This is a genomic window from Streptomyces sp. B6B3, from assembly GCF_039871525.1.
Lineage (GTDB): Bacteria > Actinomycetota > Actinomycetes > Streptomycetales > Streptomycetaceae > Streptomyces.
Genome location: NZ_JBDPLU010000001.1, coordinates 1,030,329 through 1,051,457 on the forward strand (window position 1 = coordinate 1,030,329; position 21,129 = coordinate 1,051,457).

13 protein-coding genes and 1 pseudogene are annotated in these 21,129 nt (G+C 74.2%); 6 read left to right on the forward strand and 8 right to left on the reverse strand.

Annotated features, from left to right (window positions below; all coding sequences use genetic code 11):
• Positions 1 to 150: 150 nt before the first annotated feature.
• Both ABGB06_RS04370 and ABGB06_RS04375 read right to left on the reverse strand, forming a co-directional pair.
• Positions 151 to 879, reverse strand: coding sequence for a glycerophosphodiester phosphodiesterase (locus tag ABGB06_RS04370; RefSeq protein ID WP_347585355.1), 729 nt, complete (start codon positions 877 to 879; stop codon positions 151 to 153).
• Positions 876 to 1,871: an adenosine deaminase gene (locus ABGB06_RS04375; RefSeq protein WP_347585473.1), complete on the reverse strand. Its 996-nt coding sequence runs from the start codon at positions 1,869 to 1,871 to the stop codon at positions 876 to 878. Before ABGB06_RS04375 ends, ABGB06_RS04370 begins: the two co-directional genes overlap by 4 nt.
• A 167-nt stretch (positions 1,872 to 2,038) precedes the next feature.
• Here ABGB06_RS04375 and ABGB06_RS04380 point away from each other — a divergent pair, with 167 nt between their 5' ends.
• Complete coding sequence (locus tag ABGB06_RS04380) at positions 2,039 to 3,091, forward strand: hypothetical protein (RefSeq protein ID WP_347585357.1); 1,053 nt, start codon at positions 2,039 to 2,041, stop codon at positions 3,089 to 3,091.
• A gap of 273 nt (positions 3,092 to 3,364) precedes the next feature.
• Here ABGB06_RS04380 and gabT read toward each other — a convergent pair whose 3' ends face one another.
• The 3 genes from gabT to ABGB06_RS04395 all read right to left on the reverse strand — a co-directional run bounded on the left by gabT (position 3,365) and on the right by ABGB06_RS04395 (position 7,063).
• Complete coding sequence (gabT, locus tag ABGB06_RS04385) at positions 3,365 to 4,723, reverse strand: 4-aminobutyrate--2-oxoglutarate transaminase (RefSeq protein WP_347585359.1); 1,359 nt, start codon at positions 4,721 to 4,723, stop codon at positions 3,365 to 3,367.
• Positions 4,724 to 4,887: 164 nt separating this feature from the next.
• Positions 4,888 to 5,397, reverse strand: a complete 510-nt coding sequence (locus ABGB06_RS04390; protein ID WP_347585361.1) for a protein phosphatase — start codon at positions 5,395 to 5,397, stop codon at positions 4,888 to 4,890.
• Positions 5,398 to 5,677: 280 nt separating this feature from the next.
• On the reverse strand, positions 5,678 to 7,063 hold the full coding sequence (locus tag ABGB06_RS04395; RefSeq protein WP_347585363.1) for an ABC transporter ATP-binding protein: 1,386 nt from the start codon (positions 7,061 to 7,063) through the stop codon (positions 5,678 to 5,680).
• A gap of 298 nt (positions 7,064 to 7,361) precedes the next feature.
• On the opposite strand from ABGB06_RS04395, the gene ABGB06_RS04400 reads away from it, so the two are divergent.
• Positions 7,362 to 9,788 carry an ATP-binding protein gene (locus ABGB06_RS04400; RefSeq protein ID WP_347585365.1) on the forward strand — a complete coding sequence of 809 codons (2,427 nt, stop codon included), beginning with the start codon at positions 7,362 to 7,364 and terminating at the stop codon, positions 9,786 to 9,788.
• A 183-nt stretch (positions 9,789 to 9,971) separates the two neighbouring features.
• Positions 9,972 to 11,564 (forward strand): PucR family transcriptional regulator ligand-binding domain-containing protein, encoded by a 1,593-nt coding sequence (locus tag ABGB06_RS04405; protein ID WP_347585367.1) that lies wholly within the window; start codon positions 9,972 to 9,974, stop codon positions 11,562 to 11,564.
• Between the two features lie 72 nt (positions 11,565 to 11,636).
• On the opposite strand, the gene ABGB06_RS04410 is transcribed toward ABGB06_RS04405, so the two are convergent.
• Positions 11,637 to 12,962: a M14 family zinc carboxypeptidase gene (locus ABGB06_RS04410; RefSeq protein ID WP_347585369.1), complete on the reverse strand. Its 1,326-nt coding sequence runs from the start codon at positions 12,960 to 12,962 to the stop codon at positions 11,637 to 11,639.
• 262 nt (positions 12,963 to 13,224) lie between these two features.
• Between ABGB06_RS04410 and ABGB06_RS04415 the strand changes: the two genes are divergently transcribed.
• Positions 13,225 to 14,679, forward strand: a complete 1,455-nt coding sequence (locus ABGB06_RS04415; RefSeq protein ID WP_347585371.1) for an aldehyde dehydrogenase family protein — start codon at positions 13,225 to 13,227, stop codon at positions 14,677 to 14,679.
• Positions 14,680 to 14,730: 51 nt separating this feature from the next.
• Here ABGB06_RS04415 and ABGB06_RS04420 read toward each other — a convergent pair whose 3' ends face one another.
• Together ABGB06_RS04420 and ABGB06_RS04425 are read right to left on the reverse strand one after the other, a co-directional pair.
• Complete coding sequence (locus tag ABGB06_RS04420; RefSeq protein ID WP_347585373.1) at positions 14,731 to 15,942, reverse strand: SAM-dependent methyltransferase; 1,212 nt, start codon at positions 15,940 to 15,942, stop codon at positions 14,731 to 14,733.
• Positions 15,943 to 15,979: 37 nt separating this feature from the next.
• Positions 15,980 to 18,850: a glycoside hydrolase family 3 C-terminal domain-containing protein gene (locus tag ABGB06_RS04425; protein WP_347585375.1), complete on the reverse strand. Its 2,871-nt coding sequence runs from the start codon at positions 18,848 to 18,850 to the stop codon at positions 15,980 to 15,982.
• A gap of 289 nt (positions 18,851 to 19,139) precedes the next feature.
• On the opposite strand from ABGB06_RS04425, the gene ABGB06_RS04430 reads away from it, so the two are divergent.
• The gene (locus tag ABGB06_RS04430) at positions 19,140 to 20,810 is read left to right on the forward strand and encodes an extracellular solute-binding protein (RefSeq protein ID WP_347585376.1); all 1,671 of its coding nucleotides are present in this window, start codon (positions 19,140 to 19,142) and stop codon (positions 20,808 to 20,810) included.
• Between the two features lie 92 nt (positions 20,811 to 20,902).
• Positions 20,903 to 21,129: pseudogene (locus tag ABGB06_RS04435) on the forward strand (sugar ABC transporter permease); the annotation flags it as partial.

Consider the following 21,129-nt stretch of genomic DNA (forward strand, 5'->3'; position numbering starts at 1 on the left):
GCCCCGGCGCTCGGACCACCGTGGGCGGGTGCGGCCGGCGGCGGATCCCTCGGCGTCGAGCCGCACCCGACGGGTCCGCTTCTCGCGGGTCATCGTGGCGGTGCCGAGCCCCGGCCCGAGCGCGTCCACGCGCCGCGCGGCAGCCGCGTGTCACCCACGCGTCCCGGGAACACGCCCCTGGGCCAGGGGCGCTCCGTCGTGGGCGCGGACGAGCGCGCGCAGCAGCGCGACCCGGTTGGTGGTGATGGAGTCCACGCCGAGGTCGATCAGCCGGTGCATGGTGCGTCGGCGGTCGGCGATCCACGCGGACACCTCGTAGCCCTCGGCCCGCGCCAGCTCCACCGTGGTCCGGTCGATCAGCCCGAAGCGGTAGTTGAGCCAGCGCGGGCGCAGCTCGCCGAGCAGCGTGGCGCGCGGCCGGGCGGTGCGCTTCCAGGTCAACGCGATCTCCGCCGCCGGATCGGCCCCGCGCACCGCGCGCAGCGCCCCGGGGTCGCCGCAGTAGTAGACCCGACCGGTCGCGCCCGCCGCCCGCACCGTGGCCACCGCCGCGAGCGCCGTCGCGGCCGACGGTTCCGGCAGGTCGATCAGGGTGCGCACCGGCGAGGTCACCGCCAGCGCCGCGGCCAGGCGCGGCACGCCGCCGCCGGTCAGCTCGGCGACCTGCCGGGCGGTCAGCTCGGCCACCGGCCGGTCGTGCCGCCAGAGCCGCTTCAGGGTGGGGTCGTGCAGCACCACCGGCTCCCCGTCCCTGGTGAGCCGGACGTCCAGCTCCACCACGTCGGCGCCGGCCACGATCGCCGCGCGGAACGAGGGCAGGGTGTTCTCCCGCACCCGGTACGGATCGCCGCGATGGGCGACCACCACCGTGCCGCTCATCCCCGCCAGCCGGCCAGGTACGTGTCGATCTCGCCGGTGAGCCGCGCCTTCCCCGGCGCGTCGAGGAACGACGCGGCCACCGCGTTCCGCGCCAGGTCCGCCACCCCGGCGGCGTCCAGGTCCAGCAGCCCGGCGGCCACCCCGTACTCGGTGTTGAGATCGGTGCCGAACATCGGCGGGTCGTCGGTGTTGATGGTCACCAGCACCCCGGCCCGCACCATCTCCGCCAGCGGGTGCTCGGGCAGCGACGGCACCGCCCGGGTGGCCAGGTTCGAGGTGGGGCACACCTCCAGCGGGATCCGCCGCTCGGCGAGGTGCTCCAGCAGCCGGGGATCCCGCGCGGCGCTGGTGCCGTGCCCGATCCGCTCGGCCCGCAGCGCGGTGAGCGCGTCCCAGATCGTCTCGGGTCCCGTGGTCTCGCCGGCGTGCGGCACGCTGTGCAGGCCCGCGGCTATGGCCCGGTCGAAGTACGGCTTGAACCGCGGCCGGCCCACCCCGATCTCGGGCCCGCCCAGGCCGAACGACACCAGCCCCTCGGGCGCCAGGTCGCAGGCCAGCCGGGCGGTCTCCTCCGCCGCGACGGGGCCGTCCACCTCGCCGGGGATGTCGAAGCACCAGCGCAGCACCACCCCGAGCTCCCGCTCGGCGGCCAGCCGGGCGTCCTCGATCGCCTCCAGGAAGGCGACGTCGGGGATGCCGCGGCGCAGCGAGGAGTACGGCGTGACGGTCAGCTCGGCGTACCGGATGTTCTGCCGCGCCATGTCCCGGGCGATCTCGTAGGTCAGCAGCCGCACGTCCTCGGCGTCCCTGATCAGGTCCACGACCGTCAGGTACACCTGGATGAAATGGGCGAAGTCCCGGAACGTGAAGTACTCCGCCAGCGCCTCGGGATCCCGGGGCACGGGGGAGTCGGGGTGCCGCGCGGCCAGCTCCGCGACGATGCGCGGCGAGGCCGACCCCACATGGTGCACGTGGAGCTCGGCCTTGGGCATGCCGGCGATGAACGCGGTCAGGTCGGTGGGGGCGGCCGGGACGGTCGGGGCGGCGAGGTCGGACAAGGAGCCCTCCGGTGCGAGTCGTTGCCCGCCCATGGTAGGCAGGGGGCGGCACCGGGGCGGTTTCGACCCGTAAGGTGAGGGCCAACGATCGTGGAGGACCGTTGACCGCTGAGCAGCAGCACAACCCGTTCCGCCCGCCGGACGACAGCGTGGCGGCGGCGCCGTCGCAGCCGCCCTCCGGCTACGGGGCGCCCCCACCGTCATCGCCCACCCCGCCGCACGTCCAGCCGCCCGCGGGACCCCCGCCGGGCCAGGCGCCCGGCTACGGCGCGCAGCCCGGCTACGGCCATCCCCAGTCGGCGTACGGCGCCCCGCCGGTGCCCGGCGCGCAGCCCGGCTACGGTGCCCCGCCCGGCTACGGTCACCCCCAGCCGATGCCCGGCTGGGGCGGCGCCCCCGGCTGGCCGCAGGGTCCCGTGGGGCCGCGCAACGGCCTCGGCACCGCGGGACTGGTGCTCGGCATCATCGCCGCCGTGCTCAGCTGCACCTTCGTGCTCAGCCCGGTCGCCCTGATCCTCGGCATCCTGGCGCTGGTCTTCGGCCTGGTCGGCGCCGGCCGCGCCCGCCGCGGCCAGGCCACCAACCGCGTCGCCGCGCTCGGCGGGCTGTGGACCGGCGCCGGCGCGACGCTGGTCGCGGCGGTGCTCACCGTGGTGCTGTTCGTCTGGGCGTCGCAGCCCATCGAGGTGGAGTCGGAGGCCGGCTCGGCCTATCTGGCCGAGGCGCTCGACGAGGTGGCCTACGCCGACGGCGTGACCGTGGTGATCGGCTCGCCCCAGGTGTCCCCCGACGGCGCCGCCGTGACGGTGACCGCCCAGCTGGCCAACGACAGCGACACCGACGCCGACCTGCTGGAGGGCGGCCTGACCGGGTACGCGGACGGCGAGGAACTGCCGGGCGACGCGGTCGAGCTGGAAGGGATGGAGCTGGGCACGGTCCCGCCCGGCGACGGGGGCACCGTGGTCTACACGGTGGCGGTCCCGGCCGGCACGGAGGAGCTCGGCATCGACTTCTCGCCCGGCTCCGGCTACGAGGACAGCTACTGGGTGTTCACGCTCTCCGGCGGGCCCGCGGAGGAGGATCCCACCGGGCCCTCGGAGGAGGACCCCGGTGGCGAGTTGCCCGGCGACGAGCCGCCCAGCGCCGACGTCTGAGCGCGCGCCGCTCGAGAACCGCGGCAGAAACGGAACGGCCGCACGCCCCGGGGGGTGTGGGGCGGCGGACCGGTCCGTCAGGAGTTCGGCGCGGGAGTCTGGCGGCTCTCGCTGCCGAACTCGACGGTAAGGCAGGAAACGCCGGGTGAGGCGGGGCGGTGCCGTATCCGCATCACATCCCCGCACCTTCTCCAAGGACCGCACAGCATGGTGAGCCTCGCCACGCGGTCCCGGCCGGTCGCCGCCCCGCCCCGGCCGTGCCGGAGCGCGGCCTCAGACCTGGGCGAGCGCCTCCTCGAGCACGTCCAGGCCCTCGTTCAGCAGGTCCTCGCCGATGACCAGCGGCGGCAGGAAGCGCAGCACGTTCCCGTAGGTGCCGCAGGTCAGCACGAGCAGCCCCGCGTTGTGGCAGGCCGCCGCGACCGCCGCCGTGGCCGCCGCGTCGGGCTCCGTGGTTCCGGGGCGCACCAACTCGACGGCGAGCATCGCGCCACGCCCGCGCACCTCGCCGATCAGCGGGTACTTCTCGGCCAGCGCGCGCAGCCGGGGCTTCATCACCTCGCCGATCCGGCGGGCCCGGGCCGGCAGGTCGAGCTCCCGCATGGTCTCGATGGCGCCGAGCGCGGCGGCGCAGGCCACCGGGTTGCCGCCGTAGGTGCCGCCCAGGCCGCCCACGTGCGCCGCGTCCATGATCTCGGCGCGCCCGGTCACGGCGGCCAGCGGCATCCCGCCGGCGATGCCCTTCGCGGTGGTGATCAGGTCCGGCACCAGGCCCTCGTCCTCGCAGGCGAACCACTGCCCGGTGCGGCAGAACCCGGACTGGATCTCGTCGGCCACGAACACGATGCCGTGCTCCCTGGCGAACCGGGCCACCCGCGGCAGGAAGCCCCTGGCCGGCTCGATGAAGCCGCCCTCGCCCAGCAGCGGCTCGACCAGGATCGCGGCCGTGTTCTCCGGGCCGACCTCCTTGGTGATGTGCTCGATGACCTGGGCCGCGGCCTCCTCGGCGCAGTGCTCGGGGCCGGTCAGCCAGCGGTACGGGTACGCCATCGGGACGCGGTAGACCTCGGGCGCGAAGGGGCCGAAGCCGTGCTTGTACGGCATGCTCTTCGCGGTCAGCGCCATCGTCAGGTTGGTGCGGCCGTGGTAGCCGTGCTCGAACACCACGACGGCCTGCCGCCCGGTGTGGTAGCGGGCGATCTTCACGGCGTTCTCGACGGCCTCGGCACCGGAGTTGACCAGCACCGACTTCTTGGCGTGGTCGCCCGGCGTGAGCCGCGCCAGCTCCTCGCAGACCTCGACGTAGCCCTCGTAGGGGGCCACCATGGCGCAGGTGTGGGTGAACCGGTTCAGCTGCTCGGTGGCGCGCCGCACCACGGCCTCCGCGCTGTTGCCGACCCCGGTCACGGCGATGCCGGAGCCGAAGTCGATCAGCGAGTTGCCGTCCACGTCCACCAGCACGCCGCCGCCCGCGGCCTGCGCGAAGACCGGCATCACGGTCCCCACGCCGTCCGCCACGGCGGCCTGTTTGCGCGCCATCAGCTCGCGCGACCGGGGACCCGGGATCTCGGTGACGAGCCGCCGCTCCTGGGGCAGGGCGGGGCCGCCGGACAGTTCGGTCATGGCGCTCATGCGGGGACTCCTCGGCACGAAGGGGCGGGGTCTCCCAGCAGGCTAGGGCCGGTCCGGCGCCCGGGGCACGCTCCGCCACGGAGCAATCGGTCCCCGGACTTGGCCGACCCGTCAGGTCCCCGCCGCGGGCCCGGCGGGATCGGCCGGGCGTCCCGGGACAGGGCCTAGCTGAGCGGGTCCAGGTCGGTGAGCAGCCGGGCGATCTCCAGTCCGGTGCGCAGGTAGTCCTCGAAGACCCGGTTGTGCAGCGCCCACGGCGAACGCCGACGCCGGATCAGCTCGATGGCGGCGGGCGCGTCGTGTCCCAGCTCCATCAGCGCCTGGCCGACCACGAGACCCGAGCGGTTGTAACCGTACTGGCAGCGCACCAGGGTGGTCCGCCGCTCGCGCACGGCGCCCGCGACCGTCCGGGCCAGCTCGGCGACCCGTCCGATCTGGTGCGCCGCGAGCGGGTCGTCGGGGATCGCCAGGACCAGATGCTCGACGCCCTCGTCCGGCCCGTGCCCGGGCCGCACGAACAGGCTGACCACCAGATCGAACTCGTCCGCGACGACGGCCGGCCGCAGCCCGCCGGGGTCCACCCACCGGTGCCCGCCCATCCAGAGCCCGGCGATGATCTCGCTCCACGGCTCCTCGGGCTCCGGCGCCTGCCGGCCCTTCTGCTGCGTGTTCACCCGCGCTCCTTCCCGCCAGGTCAACGGCCGATCCCCGGCACCCCGTTCCCGCCCGCCGGTGCCGAACACCAACCAGCGGACGCGCGCGTTCGGTTCCGTGCGCACCAGGGGGAGACCCGGCGGCCGTCCCGGGGCGCGGCGGGGGAGCGCACGCGCGGCCGCGGCGAAAGCGCGGCCGGCGCGGGGGTTGAGGCCGCGCCGGCCGCTGTTCGCGCGGGCGGTGCCACCGCTGGCTGTGCCGGCGCGAGTCGGGAGGGGCGGCGAACCGCCCGGGAGAGCACTACGTTTCGAGGTTCGGGATGTGCGCGGGAGTCGGACAGACCCGTTGGCCCTCGCTGTCGAAGACGTACAGCTGGTCCAGGTCGAGCAGCAACGGCACCCGCTCGCCGACCCGCAGGTGCAGGTCGGTGGGGGAGCGCAGCACCAGCCCGTCGGTGATCCGTCCGGGCGTCGGCGCGGGCGGCGGCAGCTGCGGCGAGGACATCCGCTCCAGCGTGGAGACCGGGGCGCCGGAGCCGTCCTCGCCGTCCCCGGCCGAGTCGCGCTCCGACACCCAGTTCAGCAGCCGGCCAAGACGCCGCCCGGCATGCCCGTTCCGCCCGTTGCGGCGCATCCGGGAGCGCCGGGACGCCGGCGGTCGCGGCGACTCCAGACCGTCCACGTCCGCCGGGTGCGCGCCGGTGCTGACATGCACCAGCGACTCGTGGCCCTGGTACTCCACGTGCTGGACCACGCCGTTGACCAGTGCCTCGCTGGGCCGCATCTCCTGCGGCGAGGCGATCCGCGCCGCCTCCGAGCGGAGCCCCACCGTGATCTCCCGCCCCATCTGGATCCGCAGCAGCTGGTGGTCGGGGCTGAGCGGCTCCGGCAGTTCCATCCGCTGTTTGCCGAAGTCGATGCCGAGACGTCCACCCAGCGGCGCGTGCACCGTGGCCTTGAGCAGGTTGATGCGCGGCGTGCCCACGAACGCCGCGACGAAGAGGTTGTTCGGCAGCCGGTAGACGTCGCGCGCCGTGCCGGTCTGCTGGATCACGCCGTCCCGCATCACGGCGACCCGGTCGCCCAGCGACATCGCCTCGGCCTGGTCGTGCGTGACGTACACCGTGGTCACGCCGAGGTGCCGGGTCAGCGTGGCGATCTCGGCGCGCAGCCGGTTGCGGAGCTTGGCGTCGAGATTCGAGAGCGGCTCGTCGAGCAGGAAGGCCTTCGGGCGGCGGACGATGGCCCGACCCATGGCCACCCGCTGCCGCTCACCACCCGAGAGCTGTGAGGGGTACCGGTCGAGCAACTCCTCGATGCCGAGCAGCCGCGCCGCCTCGTCCACCCGCGGCCGGCTGTCCTCGTGCGGCGACTCGATCCTCAGCGGAAAACCGATGTTCTGCCGACTTGTCATGTTCGGGTAAAGGGCGTAGTGCTGGAACACCATGGCCAACTCCCGCTCCCCGGGCGGGATGAAGTTCGCGTGCTCGCCGTCCAACAGCAGCTCACCCGAGGTGATGTCCTCCAGACCAGCAATCATGCGCAGCACGGTGGATTTTCCGCACCCCGAGGGACCCAGAAGCACGACGAACTCGCCGGGGTCGATGTCCAGCGACAGCCGGTCCACGGCGACCACGTTCCGTGGGTAAATCTTGGTGACTTCTCGCAAGGAGATGGCACGAGTCATGACGTTCCGCCCAGGGTCGTCTTTGAGCCAGCGGTGGTGCAGGAACGTAGCGCACGAGATGTCCCAGGGGAACGGGTATGCACAGGTTGCTGGGCTGCATATTCGATCCTATTCGATGCGGGCGGTGACGAAGACCCTCGGATCGCGGGCCCAACCCGGCCCTCCGGCACGGTCACTGCACTAGATTGAGCCCGGACAGACGGTCAGCGGCTGACCTGGTCAGGCCAGTTGGCGCCAGGGCAACGGCGGTCCCGCGACGGCTCGGACGCCGCGCGGACACGGCACGGATGGGGCGGCGATGAGCAGCGACGGGGCGTGGGAGGCGGGAGGGGGGCGCGACGACGCACGGGCGCTTCCGCTGGCCCACGGCGGGCCGCCCAGGCCCCGGCGGGCGCCCGAGCCGCCGGCCCGCGTGGACCCGGCCGACCCCGGCGCGGAGGTGGCCGTCCCGCCGCTGGTGCGCTGGCTGAACGCGCCCCGCCCGGCGGCCCGGCCCGGCGTCTGGCGCCCGGGGCACGTGCCCAAACCACCCGAGGACCCGGACGCGATCGGCGACCGCGAACTCCACGGCGGCGCGCTGCTCGCGCTGCTCGTGGGCCTGCTGGTCTGGTCGCTGTGCTGGAACGGCTACCCGGTCTTCAGCGTGTGGCTCTGGCCCCATGACTGGATCCGCTTCGACCTGGCGCATCTGGACTCGTGGGCCAGCAGCGCGGCGGTGCAGACGTTTGTCTACGGCTACTACGTCGCCTTCGGCGTCCTGCTCGCCGTCGTCTTCGGTCGAATCGGCAACTGGCCCCGGCTCTGGCGTCGCTGGCGACCGAGCGTGCTCGCGCTGCTGTGCGGGCGCTCCGACATCGAGCCGATGCCGAGCCGACGGACCCGGCGGGTCCTCGCCGCGTTCGTTGTGGGCGCACTCGCCTGGGGGTTGAGCTTCGGCGGAGTGTGGACCTTCTGGCTGGAGCCGTTCTACGCCGGGGTGCCCGACTCCTGGTGGGAGGACGGCGACACCACCGCCTACACCCTGTCCTACAACCTCTACTACGCCGTCTACACCCTGCTGGTCGCCGTCGTCTTCGGCTGGTTCGGGCGCTGGCGCGCGGTGTGGCGGCACTACCCGCCGCGCTGGCGCCGCGCGGCGGCGCGGACCGAGGCGGAGCGCGTGGAGCGGGCCCGGCTCACCGAGTTCACCGAGCTGCGGGCGGCCGGCGCCGGGGCCACCGCGGACCTGCTGGCCGCCGAGGTGCGCGACGGCACCATGAGCGACCTGGACTACGCCCGGATCGACCGCGCCTGGCGGGACGTGCGGGCCCGGCCCACCGAGCTCCCCGCGTTCACCGAGGCGGTCGCCCGGCAGGGCGCGGGCGCGTTCACCCATCCCTCGGGCGCCCGCGACCTGACGGTCCGGGCGGCCCGGCACGACCTGCTGACCCGCCAGGTCCGCATCGGCCGCGCGCTGGACGAGGACCGCAACCCCTACGCGTACCGCGGCGAGGACGTCGCGCTCGACCCCGCCGTGCTGGGCACCTCGCTGCTCGCCGTGGGACCGCCCGGGTCGGGAAAGACCGGCCGGGTCATCCGGCCGGTGACCGAGGCGATGTGCCTGCACGCGCTCACCGGTCAGGCCGCGGTGGTCGCGGTGGGCACCGCGCGCAGCGGCCTCGGGCCCGACGACGCGTTCGACATCGTGGTCCGGGTCGGCGATCCGAACAGCACCCACCAGCTCGACCTGTACGGCGGGGCCACCGACACCGACGAGGCCGCGGGCCTGCTGGCCGAGGCGCTGGTCGGCGGCAGCCGCGTGGAGCCCCGGGACGCGGCGGCCGTGCTGGTCCAGCTCATCGGGCCCTACCAGGCGGCCTACGGCCAGCTGCCCGGGGTGCCCGAGCTGCGGGCGATGCTCGACGGGGCGCCCGCCCTGCTGGCCACGCTCCGCGGCGACCTCGACCGGGTGGGGGCGCACGGACAGCAGCGCGAGCTGGACGCCAGGGCCCGGCAGGCGCAGCGTCCCGACGACCTCGGCCCGCAGCTGGCCGACCTGCTGGCGCTGCTCGACCGGGCGGGCGTCACGGGCGGGGAGGGCCCGCGCGGCCCGCGGCCGTTCTCGCTCGACGCCCTGGTGCATCCGCTGCGGGTCCGGGTGGACCTGCCGCCCGTGGGGCACGCCGAGGCCGGACGGATCATCACCCGGCTGCTGCTGGCCCAGTTCGCGGCCGCCGTCACCGCGCGCCCCGACCGTTCGCTCTTCGCCTGCCTGGTGCTGGACGACGCCACCGCCGCCGTCACCCCGGGCACCGTGCGCGGCCTGACCCAGCTGCGGCAGGCGAACGCCGGGGCGGTGCTCGCCCTGCGCACGCTGGACGACGTGCCGAGGGACCTGCGCGCCGGGCTGCTGGGCGCCGTCGGCTGCCGGATGGCGTTCTCGGGCATGACCACCTGGGACGCGGAGCACTTCGCCCGGGCCTGGGGCACCGAGTGGACCGAGGACACCGACATCACCCGGACCCCGGACCGCAGCGGCGGCGCGGTGAAGCGGTTCGTGCGCGGGGTGCGCCGGGTCTTCACCGGGCGGGACACGACGACCGAGTCGGTCACGGTGCGGAAGGTGGAGCGGGAGCGCTGGTCGGCGTCGGAGCTGGCGCACCGGGTACCGCCCCGGCACGCGGTGCTGTCGCTCACCTCGGTGGCGGGCGAGCCGGGCCCGCCGGTGCTGGTGCGGCTCGGCTGAGCCCTCATCTGGGCGGCGGAACGACGGGGGACACCGACGCGGTGCATATGCCTGTGGCGGTACGGTGAAGGAGCGTCCCCGCGTTCCCGCCGGGCCCTCGCCGTCCGGCGCCTTCCCACGCCCTGCACGCCCCGCTCGCCCCGTTCGTCCCAGCCCGCCCCAGCCCGCACGCCAAGGTGGTCCATGCTCCCGACGCTCGCCTCGCTCGCGCAGCACTCCGCGCTCCGGTTGCGCGTGCTCACCGGCGAGGACCGGCTGGCCACCCCCGTGCGCTGGGCACACGCCAGCGAGCTGGCCGACCCGGTGCCGTACCTGGACGGCGGCGAGCTGCTGCTGACCACCGGGCTGAAGCTGCCGGTGCACGATCCGGGAGAGATGCGCGACTACGTGACCCGGCTCAGCGCGGCCGGCGTGGTCGGGCTCGGCTTCGGCGTCGGGGTGAACCACCCCGAGGTGCCGCCGGCGCTGCTCGACGCCGCCGTCGAGGCCGGGCTGCCGCTGCTGGAGGTGCCGCGGAACACCCCGTTCATCGCCATCAGCAAGGCCGTCTCCGCGGCGCTGGCCGCCGAGCAGTACCGAGCCGTGACGGCCGGATTCGCCGCGCAGCGGGAGCTGACCCGGGCGGCGCTCTCGCCCGGCGGGCAGCGCGCCCTGCTCGCCAAGCTGGCGATACAGGTGAACGGGTGGGCCGCGCTCTACGACCTGACCGGATCCGTCACCGCGGCCGCGCCCGGCTGGGCCGTCCGGCGGGCCGGGAAGCTGGCCGGCGAGGTGCGGCGGCTGCGTGACCGACCGGCCCCGGCCAGCGCGGTGTGCGCCGCGCCGGGCGCCCCGGCCGAACCGACCGACGAGGCGGGGTCGCGTTCCCGACCCGACGACCGGGTCGAGCTGCAGTCGCTGGGCACCGGCTCCCGGCCCCAGGCGGTGCTGGCCATCGGCACCGCGGCGCCGCTCGGCGTCGTCGAGCGGTACGCCGTCGAGTCCGCCGTCGCCGTGCTGACCCTGACCACCGAGCGTTCCCGCGCCTACCAGGAGGCACAGGCGCGGCTGGGCGCGGCGGTGCTGCGGATGCTGCTCGCCGGGGAACCGGACCACGCCAGGGCGGTGGCCGGGCAGCTGTACGGCGGGCTGCTCGACGCACCGCTGCGGGTGCTGGTCGCCGACGGCGGGGACGATCCGGACGCCCTGGAGGAGCTCGGCGACGCGGTGGAGTCGGCCGCGGCCAGGGCCGGCGAGTCGGTGCTGGCCGCGGCGGACGGCGAGCGCCTGGTGCTGCTGGTGGCCGACGCGGGGGAGGCGGTGTCCGCCTGCGCCGGGTACGCGGGGCAGACGCGCCGGGAGCGCGGCGAACACGGCCTGGCGCTCGGCCTGTCGGCGCCCACCGGGCCCGCCTCGGCCGACGCCGCCTACCGGCAGGCCAGGGAGGCGCTGGCGGTGGCCAGGCGCCGGGGCCGGGTCCTGGTGGAACACGACGAGGTGGCCACCGGGTCGGTGTTGGCGCTGCTGGCCGACGACGCCGTGCGCGCCTTCGCGGAGGGCACGCTGCGGGCACTGCGCGAGCACGACGCGCGGGGCCGCGGCGATCTGGTCGCCTCGCTGCGGGCCTGGCTGGCCCACCACGGGCAGTGGGACGCGGCCGCCGCCGACCTCGGGGTGCACCGGCACACACTGCGGTACCGGATGCGCCGGGTGGAGGAGATCCTGGACCGGTCGCTGGACGATCCGGACGTGCGGATGGAGCTGTGGCTGGCGCTGAAGGCGACGGCCGACGCCTGACGGGTCAGCCGCCGGGCGCACCGCCCGGCGCGGGCGGCCCCGGGGTGCCGGGTCCGCCCGCGCGCTGGTCGGTCAGGCGGAGCAGTACTCCGCCTCCGCGCCGATGATGCGGTACACGCAGTCCGCGTACTCCATCAGCATCAGCACGGCCTCGCGGTTGCGGCTGGTCTCCCGGTCGATCACGGACCCGGGCGGGTAGAAGCCGCCCTCCAGGGACGAGGTCGGGTACATCTCGAAGGTGTACGAGAAGATGCCCTGGTCGGCCCAGAGCCAGTCGTTGATCGTGCCGTCGGTGATGTAGAGATCGCTGGACTGCTGCGGCGTGTAGCCGTTGGTGTCCGCCATCGCGACGCCCAGCGCCTCGAAGGCGTCCGCGTCGTCCTGGGTGAGCCCCGGCGCGGTCTCGTCGTAGGTGAAGCCGTAGGGCCAGAGCACCAGTTCGCTGTAGGTGTGGAAGTCGATGTGGGCGGTGATCTGCTGCTCGCCGTCGACCACCCGGCCGCGGACGAAGTCGGCGATCACCACGGTCTCCGGGGCCGACTCGGGCGACGGGCCGCGGTAGGTCTCGCTGCCAGGGGAGCCCGAGGAACCGCCGCAGCAGCCCCACTCGTAGTCCCAGTTGCGGTTGAGGTCGGTGCCCACGGCGGACGAGCCCGAGTTCGGCTGGCGGTTCTTGCGCCAGTTGCGGAAGCTGCCGGACTCGGTGTCGTACGTCTTGCCGTCCGGGTTGGCCGAGGGGATCAGCCATACCTCGCGGGTGTCCAGCAGCTCGGTGATCTCCGGGTCGCTGCCGTACTGGGAGGTCAGCTCCTCGAGCGTGTAGAGGGCCATCTCCACGGTGAGGTGCTCGCGGGCGTGCTGGTTGTGGGTGAAGAGGACCTCCGGCTCGTCCTCGTCCACGCCCACGTTGTCGCTGATCTTCACGGCGACGATGCCGGTGCCCTGGTAGGACTCCCCGATCACCTGGCTGCTGACCAGGTCGGGGTGCTCGGCGACGGCCGCGTCGACGGCGGCCAGCGTCTCCTCGTAGGTGTGGTAGTCGGCCGGGGCGGCGGCCGTCGGGTCGTCGTCCAGGGCCGAGGGCAGCTCGGCGAGCTCGTAGCCGAGCGCCCGCAGTCGCTCGGCCTCGGACCGGTCCGCGGTGATCACCACGGAGTCGCCGTGCACCTCGTCGATGGCCGCGCCGGCGCGGGCCAGCTCGGTGCGCTCCTCGGGCGAGGACAGGCCGCTGACCTGGTACTGGCGGGGGGTCTGGGCGGCGGCGGAGCTCTCCGCGGTCTCGGTGGGCGCGTCGGGGGCGGGGGAGGCCATGGCCTGGGAGCCGAGTGCCAGCGCCAGGACCAGGGTGCTGGCGGCGGCCGCGGTGGTGGCTCGCCGGCCACGGGGAATCAGTCGCATCGCATCTCCGGGGGTGTCCAGTGCGACGGTGGGGGTAGCCGTGCATGACGCCGGTCGGGTGCCGGGCGTGCGCGCCATGCTCGCGGAGATGGCATGAGCCGGTCAATGGGGCCCGCCGGTCCCTGGCCGGTTCCGCCGGAATGGCGCACCGGCCCGACACATTCGGCCGCACCGGACAACGAGCGGGCGCGCCGCCAGCCTCTACCGTGGGAAGCGGGGCAACCCCCGCCGCACTGGAGACGAAGAAGGGCCGGGATCCGCGATGACGACAGCGACCAACCCGCAGGCGTTCTGGCTCGCCGGGCGCGCCACGACCGGCGAGGAGGTCCTCGAGGTCACCTCACCCTGGGACGGCCGGACCGTAGGGGCCACCACCGTGCCCAGCGAGGCGCAGACCGAGGAGGCGGTGGCCGCGGCCGCCGCGGTGGCCGACGAGTTCGCCGCCACCCCCGCGCACGTCAGGGCCGCGGCGCTGGACCACGTCTGCCGACGGGTCGGCGAGCGGGCCGAGGAGATCGCCCGGCTGATCTCGGCCGAGAACGGCAAGCCCATGAAGTGGGCCCGGATCGAGGTCGCCCGCTGCGTCTCGGTGTTCCGCTGGGCCGCCGAGGAGGCCCGCCGGTTCAACGGCGGCGAGGCCCAGCGCCTGGACTCCGAGGCGGGCGGCGCCGGGAGGCTGGCGCTGACCCGGCGCTTCCCCTACGGACCCGTGCTGGGCATCGCGCCGTTCAACTTCCCGCTCAACCTCTGCGCCCACAAGGTGGCCCCGGCGCTGGCCGCCGGCGCCCCGATCATCCTCAAGCCCGCCCCGGCCACGCCGCTGAGCGCCCTGCTGCTGGGCGAGCTGCTGGCGGAGACGGAGCTGCCCGCCGGGTCCTGGAGCGTGCTGCCGGTGCCCAACGCCGCGATGCCGCCGCTGGTGGCGGACGAGCGGCTGCCGATCATCTCGTTCACCGGTTCGGTGCCGGTCGGCTGGTCGATCAGGGACTCCGTGCCGCGCAAGCGGGTCACCCTGGAGCTCGGCGGCAACGGCGCGGCCATCGTGCTCGGCGACTACTCCTCGGACGCCGACCTGGACTGGGCGGCGCAGCGGATCGCCACCTTCTCGAACTACCAGGGCGGACAGTCCTGCATCTCGGTGCAGCGGGTCATCGTCGAGGACGCGGTGTACGACCGGCTGCTGCCCCGGCTGATCGCCGCGGTGGAGGCGCTGGTGTCCGGCGACCCGTCGGACGACGCGACCGACGTCGGCCCGCTGATCAACGAGGACGCGGCCCGCCGGGTGGAGTCCTGGGTGGCCGAGGCCACGGACGCGGGCGCCAAGGTCCTCACCGGCGGCACCCGGCAGGGCGCGGCGTACCAGCCGACCGTGCTGGAGGGCGTGCCGGCCGACGCGAAGGTCGCCTCCGAGGAGGTCTTCGGCCCGGTCATGTCGGTGACCCGGGTGCCCGACGAGGAGGCCGCGTACGCCGCCGCGAACGACTCCGTGTTCGGGCTCCAGTCGGGCCTGTTCACCAACGACGTGCACGCCGCCTTCCGCGCCCACCGGGCACTGCGGGTCGGCGGGCTGATCGTCGGCGACGTGCCCTCCTACCGCGCCGACCAGATGCCCTACGGCGGGGTCAAGGAGTCCGGCGTCGGCCGCGAGGGCGTCAGGTTCGCGATGGAGGACTACACCTACGAGCGGGTCATGGTGCTCACCGGGCTCCAGCTCTGACCAGCTCTCACCAGCGCTGACCTGCCGGGCCCGATCGGTCGCGGCGCCGGATCAGGAGGCGGCGGGCGCCCCGGCCGGGCCCGGGGCCGAGGCCACCACCAGGTCCCGGACGATCGCCTGGTCCACCCGGTGCGCCAGGTCCAGGTACGGCTCCGAGTCGCGGACGGCGAAGCCGGCCCGCGTCAGCAGCCCGGTCAGCTCGTCGCGGGAGGCGACGTGGGTGTTCCAGGAGATCCCGATGGCGCCGCCGGGCCGCAGCAGCCGGGTCCACACCGGCAGCGCCGCCTCCAGCAGCGGCATCGGGCTGCGGGTGCGCCCCGCGCCGGCCGGACCGTGCGCGGTGCTGCCGTGCTGCACGCCGTAGGGCGCGTCGGTCACGATGAGGTCGAACGACCCGGGACGGAAGAAGTCGCCGCTGGCCGTGGTGTCCGCGTTGACCATGCTCACCTCGATGCGCTCGCCCCGCTTGTACTCCTCCCGGGTCGCGCCCAGCGTCACGTCGAGCCGGCGCCCGAGCGCCCTGCGGTTCCGCCGCACCGTGGTGGTCTCCGCCCGGTGCTTGAGCCGGCTGCTCTTCAGCCAGTGCCGCAGGAAGTTCTCGTACGCCTCGAAGCTCCGGGTGTCCCATTCGACGCCGGCCGCGTCCAGCCCGTACATCACGGCCTGGTTCAGCGTGGTGCCCCGGCCGCAGAGCGGGTCGAACACCCGCAGCTCGCCGGCGAGCAGCCGGTGCGGCTCCGCGCAGGCCAGCGCGGTGAGGTTGAGCAGCAGCTTGGTGAACTCCTCGTTGGTCTTGCCCGGGTACTTCTGGATGGTGATCAGCTCGCTGCCGAACCGGTCGATCCCGGGGGCCGTCACGGGCGCCAGCCGGCCGTCCGCGCCGACCTGGAAAAGGGCGTAGAGCGACGAGAGGTTGCCCAGGTACCGCAGGTCCTCGTCGGTCAGCCCCGGAGCCTGGAAGGTCAGGTACGGGACGCCGCCGAGCCGGGTCTCGGCCACCGCGCGAATCCGGCCGCCGAGCACGGCCTCGCTCGTCGCGAGCAGCTCGGCGCGCGCCAACCGGGGCGCGGTCGCCGCGTAGACCCGGTTGTGGGAGGGCAGCAGCAGGAACGCGTACCCGCTGGTCGGGGGCGGGTCGGGCGCGGTGTCCCGGGCGTCGTGCGGCGCGGTGTCCGGGGCGCCGTTCCTGGCGGGGTCGGGTGCGGTGGCCGGCGTCCTCTCGGACGGGGAGTCGCCGGCCGGCGGGGTGTACGTCATGGTCATCGACGCCGGATACTAGCCGCCCCGCCGGCCGCCGGCGTCAGGCGGTGAAGTCCAGCCGGTGCAGCCGCACGCCCCCGCGCAGCGTGACGTGCAGCTCACGCACGCCTCCCGGCGCGCCGGCGAGCTCCAGGTGGGTGGGGGCGTAGGCGTAGCGGTCGCCGGTGACCGCCAGCGGCACGGTGACGGCGAAGTCGGCCTCGGGCACGGCCAGTTCGACCTCGGCCGGGGCCTCGCCGGCCCCTTCCACGGCGGCGGACACGGTCACCGCGGTCGGCCCGTCGCCCAGGTCGCAGGCGCGGAACACCAGGCGTCCCGGCGCGTCGGCGGCCGCGGGCGTCGCCGCGTCACCCGACACGCGGGTGACGTCCACCAGTTCGATGTCCTGGCTCTCGTCGAAGTCGGCGGCGGCCAGACCCGCCAGCAGCGCCGGCCGCGCCGGCAGGGGCTGGCCCGTCACCCGCACCGTGTGCGCACCGCGGATGTCCCGGCTGGAGGCGCCGACCTCCAGCTCGTACGCGCCCGGCTCCACCGTCCAACGGGACTGCGCGACGTCCCAGAAGCCCAGGGCCTCGGTCGCCGACGTCTCGAAGGCGACGCGGCGGGCCTCGCCGGGGGCCAACCGGACCCTGCGGTGCGCGACCAGTTGGCGGTGGGGGCGGGGCACGCTCGGCTCGACGGCGCGGGCGTAGAGCTGGACCACCTCGTCGCCGGCTCGTTCGCCCGTGTTGGTGACCGTCACCTCGGCGGTGAGCCGGGTGTCGGTGAGGTGAGCGGCCAGGTCGGCGTGCTGGAAGCGGGTGTAGGACAGGCCGTGGCCGAAGGGGTAGAGCGGGGTGCCGTCGTGGTACAGGTAGGTGGCCCGGGCGGCGATCAGGTCGTAGTCGAGCATGCCGGGCAGCGCGGCGTCGTCGGCGTACCACGTCTGCGGCAGCCGCCCGCCGGGGGAGACGTCGCCGCACAGCACGCGGGCCAGGGCGGTGCCCGCGGCCTGGCCACCGTGCGCGGTCCACAGCAGCGCCGGCAGCGCCGCGTCGGCTTCGGGCACGGCGTAGGGGTAGGCGGAGGTCAGGACCAGCGCCGTGCGGGGGTTGGCGGCGTGGGCGGCGCGCCAGATCCGGTCCTGGTGGGGTGGCAGGGCCAGGGTGGTGCGGTCCTCGGTCTCCCGGCCGTTGATGTGCGGGTCGTTGCCGGCGACCACGAGGACCACGTCCGCCTCGGCCGCGACCCGGGCCACCGCCTCCTCGCCGCGCTCGACCGTCTCGACGGCGAAGACCACGCCGTCGTCGTCCTCGGTGACCCGCAGTCGGTCGTCGGCGATCCGGAGGTGGCCGCCGCCGCCCAGGTGCCGTAGCAGGTGTCCTTCGCCGTGCGGCTGGAGCCGGAACGTCTCCTGCACCACCCAGCCGCCCGGCTGGGCCGCCGCGGCGCGCACGTAACCGTCCTCGGCCACCGACAGGTACCGGCCGTCGGGGGCTCGCAGGGTCAGCACGTCGTCGCCCCAGTCGATCAGGTCGAACGTGGTCGCCTCCGCCGCGCCGCCGACGGTGACGGGCGGCAGGTCGGTGCGGCCGCGCAGCAGCGCCGGGTCGAGCGCGGCGGTCGCCTGGTCGTCGTCGTCCGCCGGTGCCTCGGGCACCACCAGCCAGCCGGCGTCGCCGGCCCGCAGCCGCACCCGGTCGACGCCCTCGGCGAAGCTCACCGACGCGATCCCCGGGTGCTCCCGCAGGCCCGCGAGCGGGCTGACGGCCCGCAGCAGTGCCCCGCTGTACCAGTCGAGCTTGGTCTCGTCGGCGAGCAGACCCACCACCGCCACCCGGGTGCCGGGGGAGAGCGGCAGCAGCCCGTCGTTCTTCAGCAGCACGATCGCCTGCTCGGCCGCCTCCAGCGCCAGGGCCTGGTGCTCCGGGGTGTCGAAGGCGTCCGCCGGGTCCTCGGCGAACGGTCCGCCGTCCGGCTCGAACTCGCCCAGCGCGAAACGCATCGCGAGCAGCCGGCGGACGGCCGCGTCCACGTGCTTCTCGTCGATCAGCCCTCGCCGCAGCGCGCCGAGCAGCCGTTCGATCGTCGGCGCGGAGTCCTCGCCCAGGTCGGTGAAGCTGTCCACGCCGGCGCGCAGCGCGGCGGCCAGGCCGTCCTCGTGGTTCGGGTGGTATCCCTGCGAGCCGGCGATGTTGCTCGGCGCGTAGGCGTCGGAGCAGACCACCAGGGGGCGGTCGGTCCAGGTGCGCAGCTCGCCGGCGAGCAGCGGGGAGAGGTGGTTGGGGCGGCCGTTGACCAGGTTGTAGGCCGGCATCACCCCGGCCACCGCGCCGGCCCGCACCGGGCCGCGGAAGGCGGGCAGCTCGTACTCGTGCAGCACCCGGGGGCGCACCGAGGTCGAGGCGGTGTCCCGGTCCTTCTCGTGGTTGTGCGCCAGCCAGTGCTTGAGGATGGGCGCGGTGCGCCAGAAGTGCGGGTGGTCACCCACCAGGCCGCGGGTGTACGCGGCGGCCGAGGCGGCGGTGAGGTGCGGGTCCTCGGCGTAGCCCTCCTCGTTCCTGCCCCACAGCGGGTGCCGGAGCAGGTTGACCACCGGGGCCCAGACATTGAGTCCGACCCGCGGGTCGGACGCCCGCATCGCGCGCACCTCGCGGCCCACGGCCTCGCCGATCCGGCGCAGCAACGCGTCGTTCCACGTCGCGCCGAGGCCCACCGCCTGGGGGAAGACCGTGGCCCTGCCCATCCAGGCCACCCCGTGCAGCGCCTCCTGCCCGGTGCGGAAGGCCGGCAGGCCCAACCGCTCCACGGCGGGTGCGAACTGGTGCAGCATGGCAACCCGTTCGTCGAGCGTCAGCCGCCCCAACAGGTCCTCCACCCGCTCCTCGATGGTCAGCCGGGGGTCGCGGAAGGGTGGTGCGTCTGAGCTCACGGGGGTTTCCTTCAGGAGAGTCGGGATGTGCCAGGGCACGACGGGGCACGGTTTCGAAGCGCTTCGATGCTGGTTTTCGGCCCGTCTCCTGTCAAGGGCACGCACGGCAACGGCTCGGGAACCACTTGCCTCTCCTGGCTCTCGCGGCTCAAACCACCCGTCGAACTTTCTTGTGGGTCGGGGCTTGTGCGACCCGCTGGAGGGTCTTAACCTCAGCGCAACATCGAAGCGCTTCGACCACCTCGGAACCAGGGTCTTGCAAGGGCGCAGAGCCACGAAGGGTTGAGCAATGCCGAACTCACGCTCCGCACCAAGCCGGAGAAGTTTCCTCGCCTCCACAGCGGTCGCGACGGCAGCCGTCAGCGGCATGCCGCTGCTGTCCGCCTGCGGGGGCGAGGGAAGCGGTGGCGGAGAGGGCCGCGTCTCCGAGGGAGAGCTGAACTCCATCCTTCCGACGTACCAGGCCGCGGATCTCTCGGTACAGCCGGACATCGCCAGCGAGAACGGCTCCAGCCCTGGCTACACCCGGTGGATTCCGGAGAGCGAACTGGACGCCAGCGTGCCGCGCCCGCGGGGCAGCGGCGGCGAGTTCACGGCCATGACGCCGCTGTGGGGCACCCCGCCGCAGGACGGCAACCCGTTCTGGGCCGCGATGGACGAGGCCATCGGCGTCCGCATGCGCTGGCAGACCCAGGACGGCAACACCTACGGCGAGAAGCTCGGCGCCACCCTGGCCGGCAGCGAGATCCCCGACCTGGTGTGCATCCCGGACTGGGAGCTCCAGGGCCAGATACCCCAGGGTGTTTCCAGCCGGTTCCTCGACCTCGGCCCGTACCTGTCCGGTGACAGGGTCCTCGACTACCCGAACCTCGCCGCCATCCCCACCTCCGCCTGGCAGGCGTCGGTGTTCGGCGGCTCGCTGCGCGGGCTGCCCATGCCCCAGCGCAGCACCGGCGACGTGGTGCCGTACTACCGCGAGGACCTCTTCGAGGCCAACGGCTGGGAGCCGCCCACCAGCGCCGACGAGTTCTTCTCGTTCTGCCAGGACGTCACCTCGGCCCGCAACCGGGTGTGGGCCTGCGAGGACCCGAAGTGGCTCGCCCAGAAGATGTACGGGGTGCTGCCGGCCAAGCCGCTGTACTGGCGCCGGGGCGACAACGGCAAGCTGGTCAACCGCTTCGAGACCGAGGAGTACGTGGAGTCGCTGGAGTGGGCCCGCCGGCTGTACGAGGCCGAGGTCGTCCACCCCGACTCCGTCGCCGCCACCGGCGACTCCGCCGTCCGCTTCTCGGCGGGCGAGTCCCTGATGTACATGCAGGGCGAGGGCAACTGGTACGGCACGGCGGCAGAACAGGCCGCCAGCAACCCGGACTTCCGGATCAACGCGTTCGACTACTTCGCCCCGGACGGCGGCGACCCGACGCTGTGGGCCCGCAACGGCGCCAGCATCTGGACGTTCATCAACAAGAACCTCTCCGAGGACCGGGTCCGCGAGGCCCTCGAGATCGCCAACTTCACCGCCGCGCCCTACGGCACCGTCGAGCAGCGCCTGAAGCAGTACGGCATCGAGGGCACCCACTACACCGTCGAGAACGGACTGCCGGTCCGCACCGACCAGGGCAACATCGAGGTCGTCCCGGAGACGTACCCCTTCATCTGCTCGCCCGAGAGCTTCGTGTCCTACCCCGACCTGCCCTACGTCGTCGAGGCGATGACCGGCTGGCAGCAGCGCAACATGCCGTTCGTCCAGGACCCGATCTTCCTCGGCCGGCAGATCCAGGAGCCGGCCCGGCTCGCGAACCTCTCGGATCACTTCGAGGACCTGGAGGACGACGTGGTGCGGGGCCGCCAGTCCATCCGGGACCTGCAGAACGCCGTCGACGACTGGCGCAGCAGCGGCGGCGACGAGCTGCGCGACTGGTACCAGCGCCTGCTGGACGAGGAAGAGGGCGGCGCCTGAGTCCGTCGCCGGCGCCACCACCACCGACGCGGTGCTCCGGCCGGGCGGGCCTCCCGGCCGGCCGGAGCACCGCGGTGAACAAGGAGAACCCCGTGTCGCAGAGCACGGTCCCGCGGCCGCCCGTACCGCGGGAGACCGGCGGCAGCCCACCGTCGAAACACCGCAGGTCGGGTGCGCGGACCCGGTCCGGGTCCCGTCGTCGTCGTGACGATCCTCGGCTGCGTGGTGGGATCACGTTCCGGCACAAGCTGCGGCGGGACTATCCGCTGATCCTGATGACGCTGCCGGTGCTGATCCTCCTGGCGGTCTTCGCGTACAT

Coding starts and splice junctions, on each gene's coding strand:
- ABGB06_RS04370 (WP_347585355.1), bottom strand. CDS start 879: ATGAGCGGCACGGTGGTGGTCGCCCATCGCGGCGATCCGTACCGGGTG.
- ABGB06_RS04375 (WP_347585473.1), bottom strand. CDS start 1,871: ATGCCCAAGGCCGAGCTCCACGTGCACCATGTGGGGTCGGCCTCGCCG.
- gabT (WP_347585359.1), bottom strand. CDS start 4,723: ATGAGCGCCATGACCGAACTGTCCGGCGGCCCCGCCCTGCCCCAGGAG.
- ABGB06_RS04395 (WP_347585363.1), bottom strand. CDS start 7,063: ATGACTCGTGCCATCTCCTTGCGAGAAGTCACCAAGATTTACCCACGG.
- ABGB06_RS04400 (WP_347585365.1), top strand. CDS start 7,362: ATGAGCAGCGACGGGGCGTGGGAGGCGGGAGGGGGGCGCGACGACGCA.
- ABGB06_RS04405 (WP_347585367.1), top strand. CDS start 9,972: ATGCTCCCGACGCTCGCCTCGCTCGCGCAGCACTCCGCGCTCCGGTTG.
- ABGB06_RS04410 (WP_347585369.1), bottom strand. CDS start 12,962: ATGCGACTGATTCCCCGTGGCCGGCGAGCCACCACCGCGGCCGCCGCC.
- ABGB06_RS04415 (WP_347585371.1), top strand. CDS start 13,225: ATGACGACAGCGACCAACCCGCAGGCGTTCTGGCTCGCCGGGCGCGCC.
- ABGB06_RS04420 (WP_347585373.1), bottom strand. CDS start 15,942: ATGACCATGACGTACACCCCGCCGGCCGGCGACTCCCCGTCCGAGAGG.
- ABGB06_RS04430 (WP_347585376.1), top strand. CDS start 19,140: ATGCCGAACTCACGCTCCGCACCAAGCCGGAGAAGTTTCCTCGCCTCC.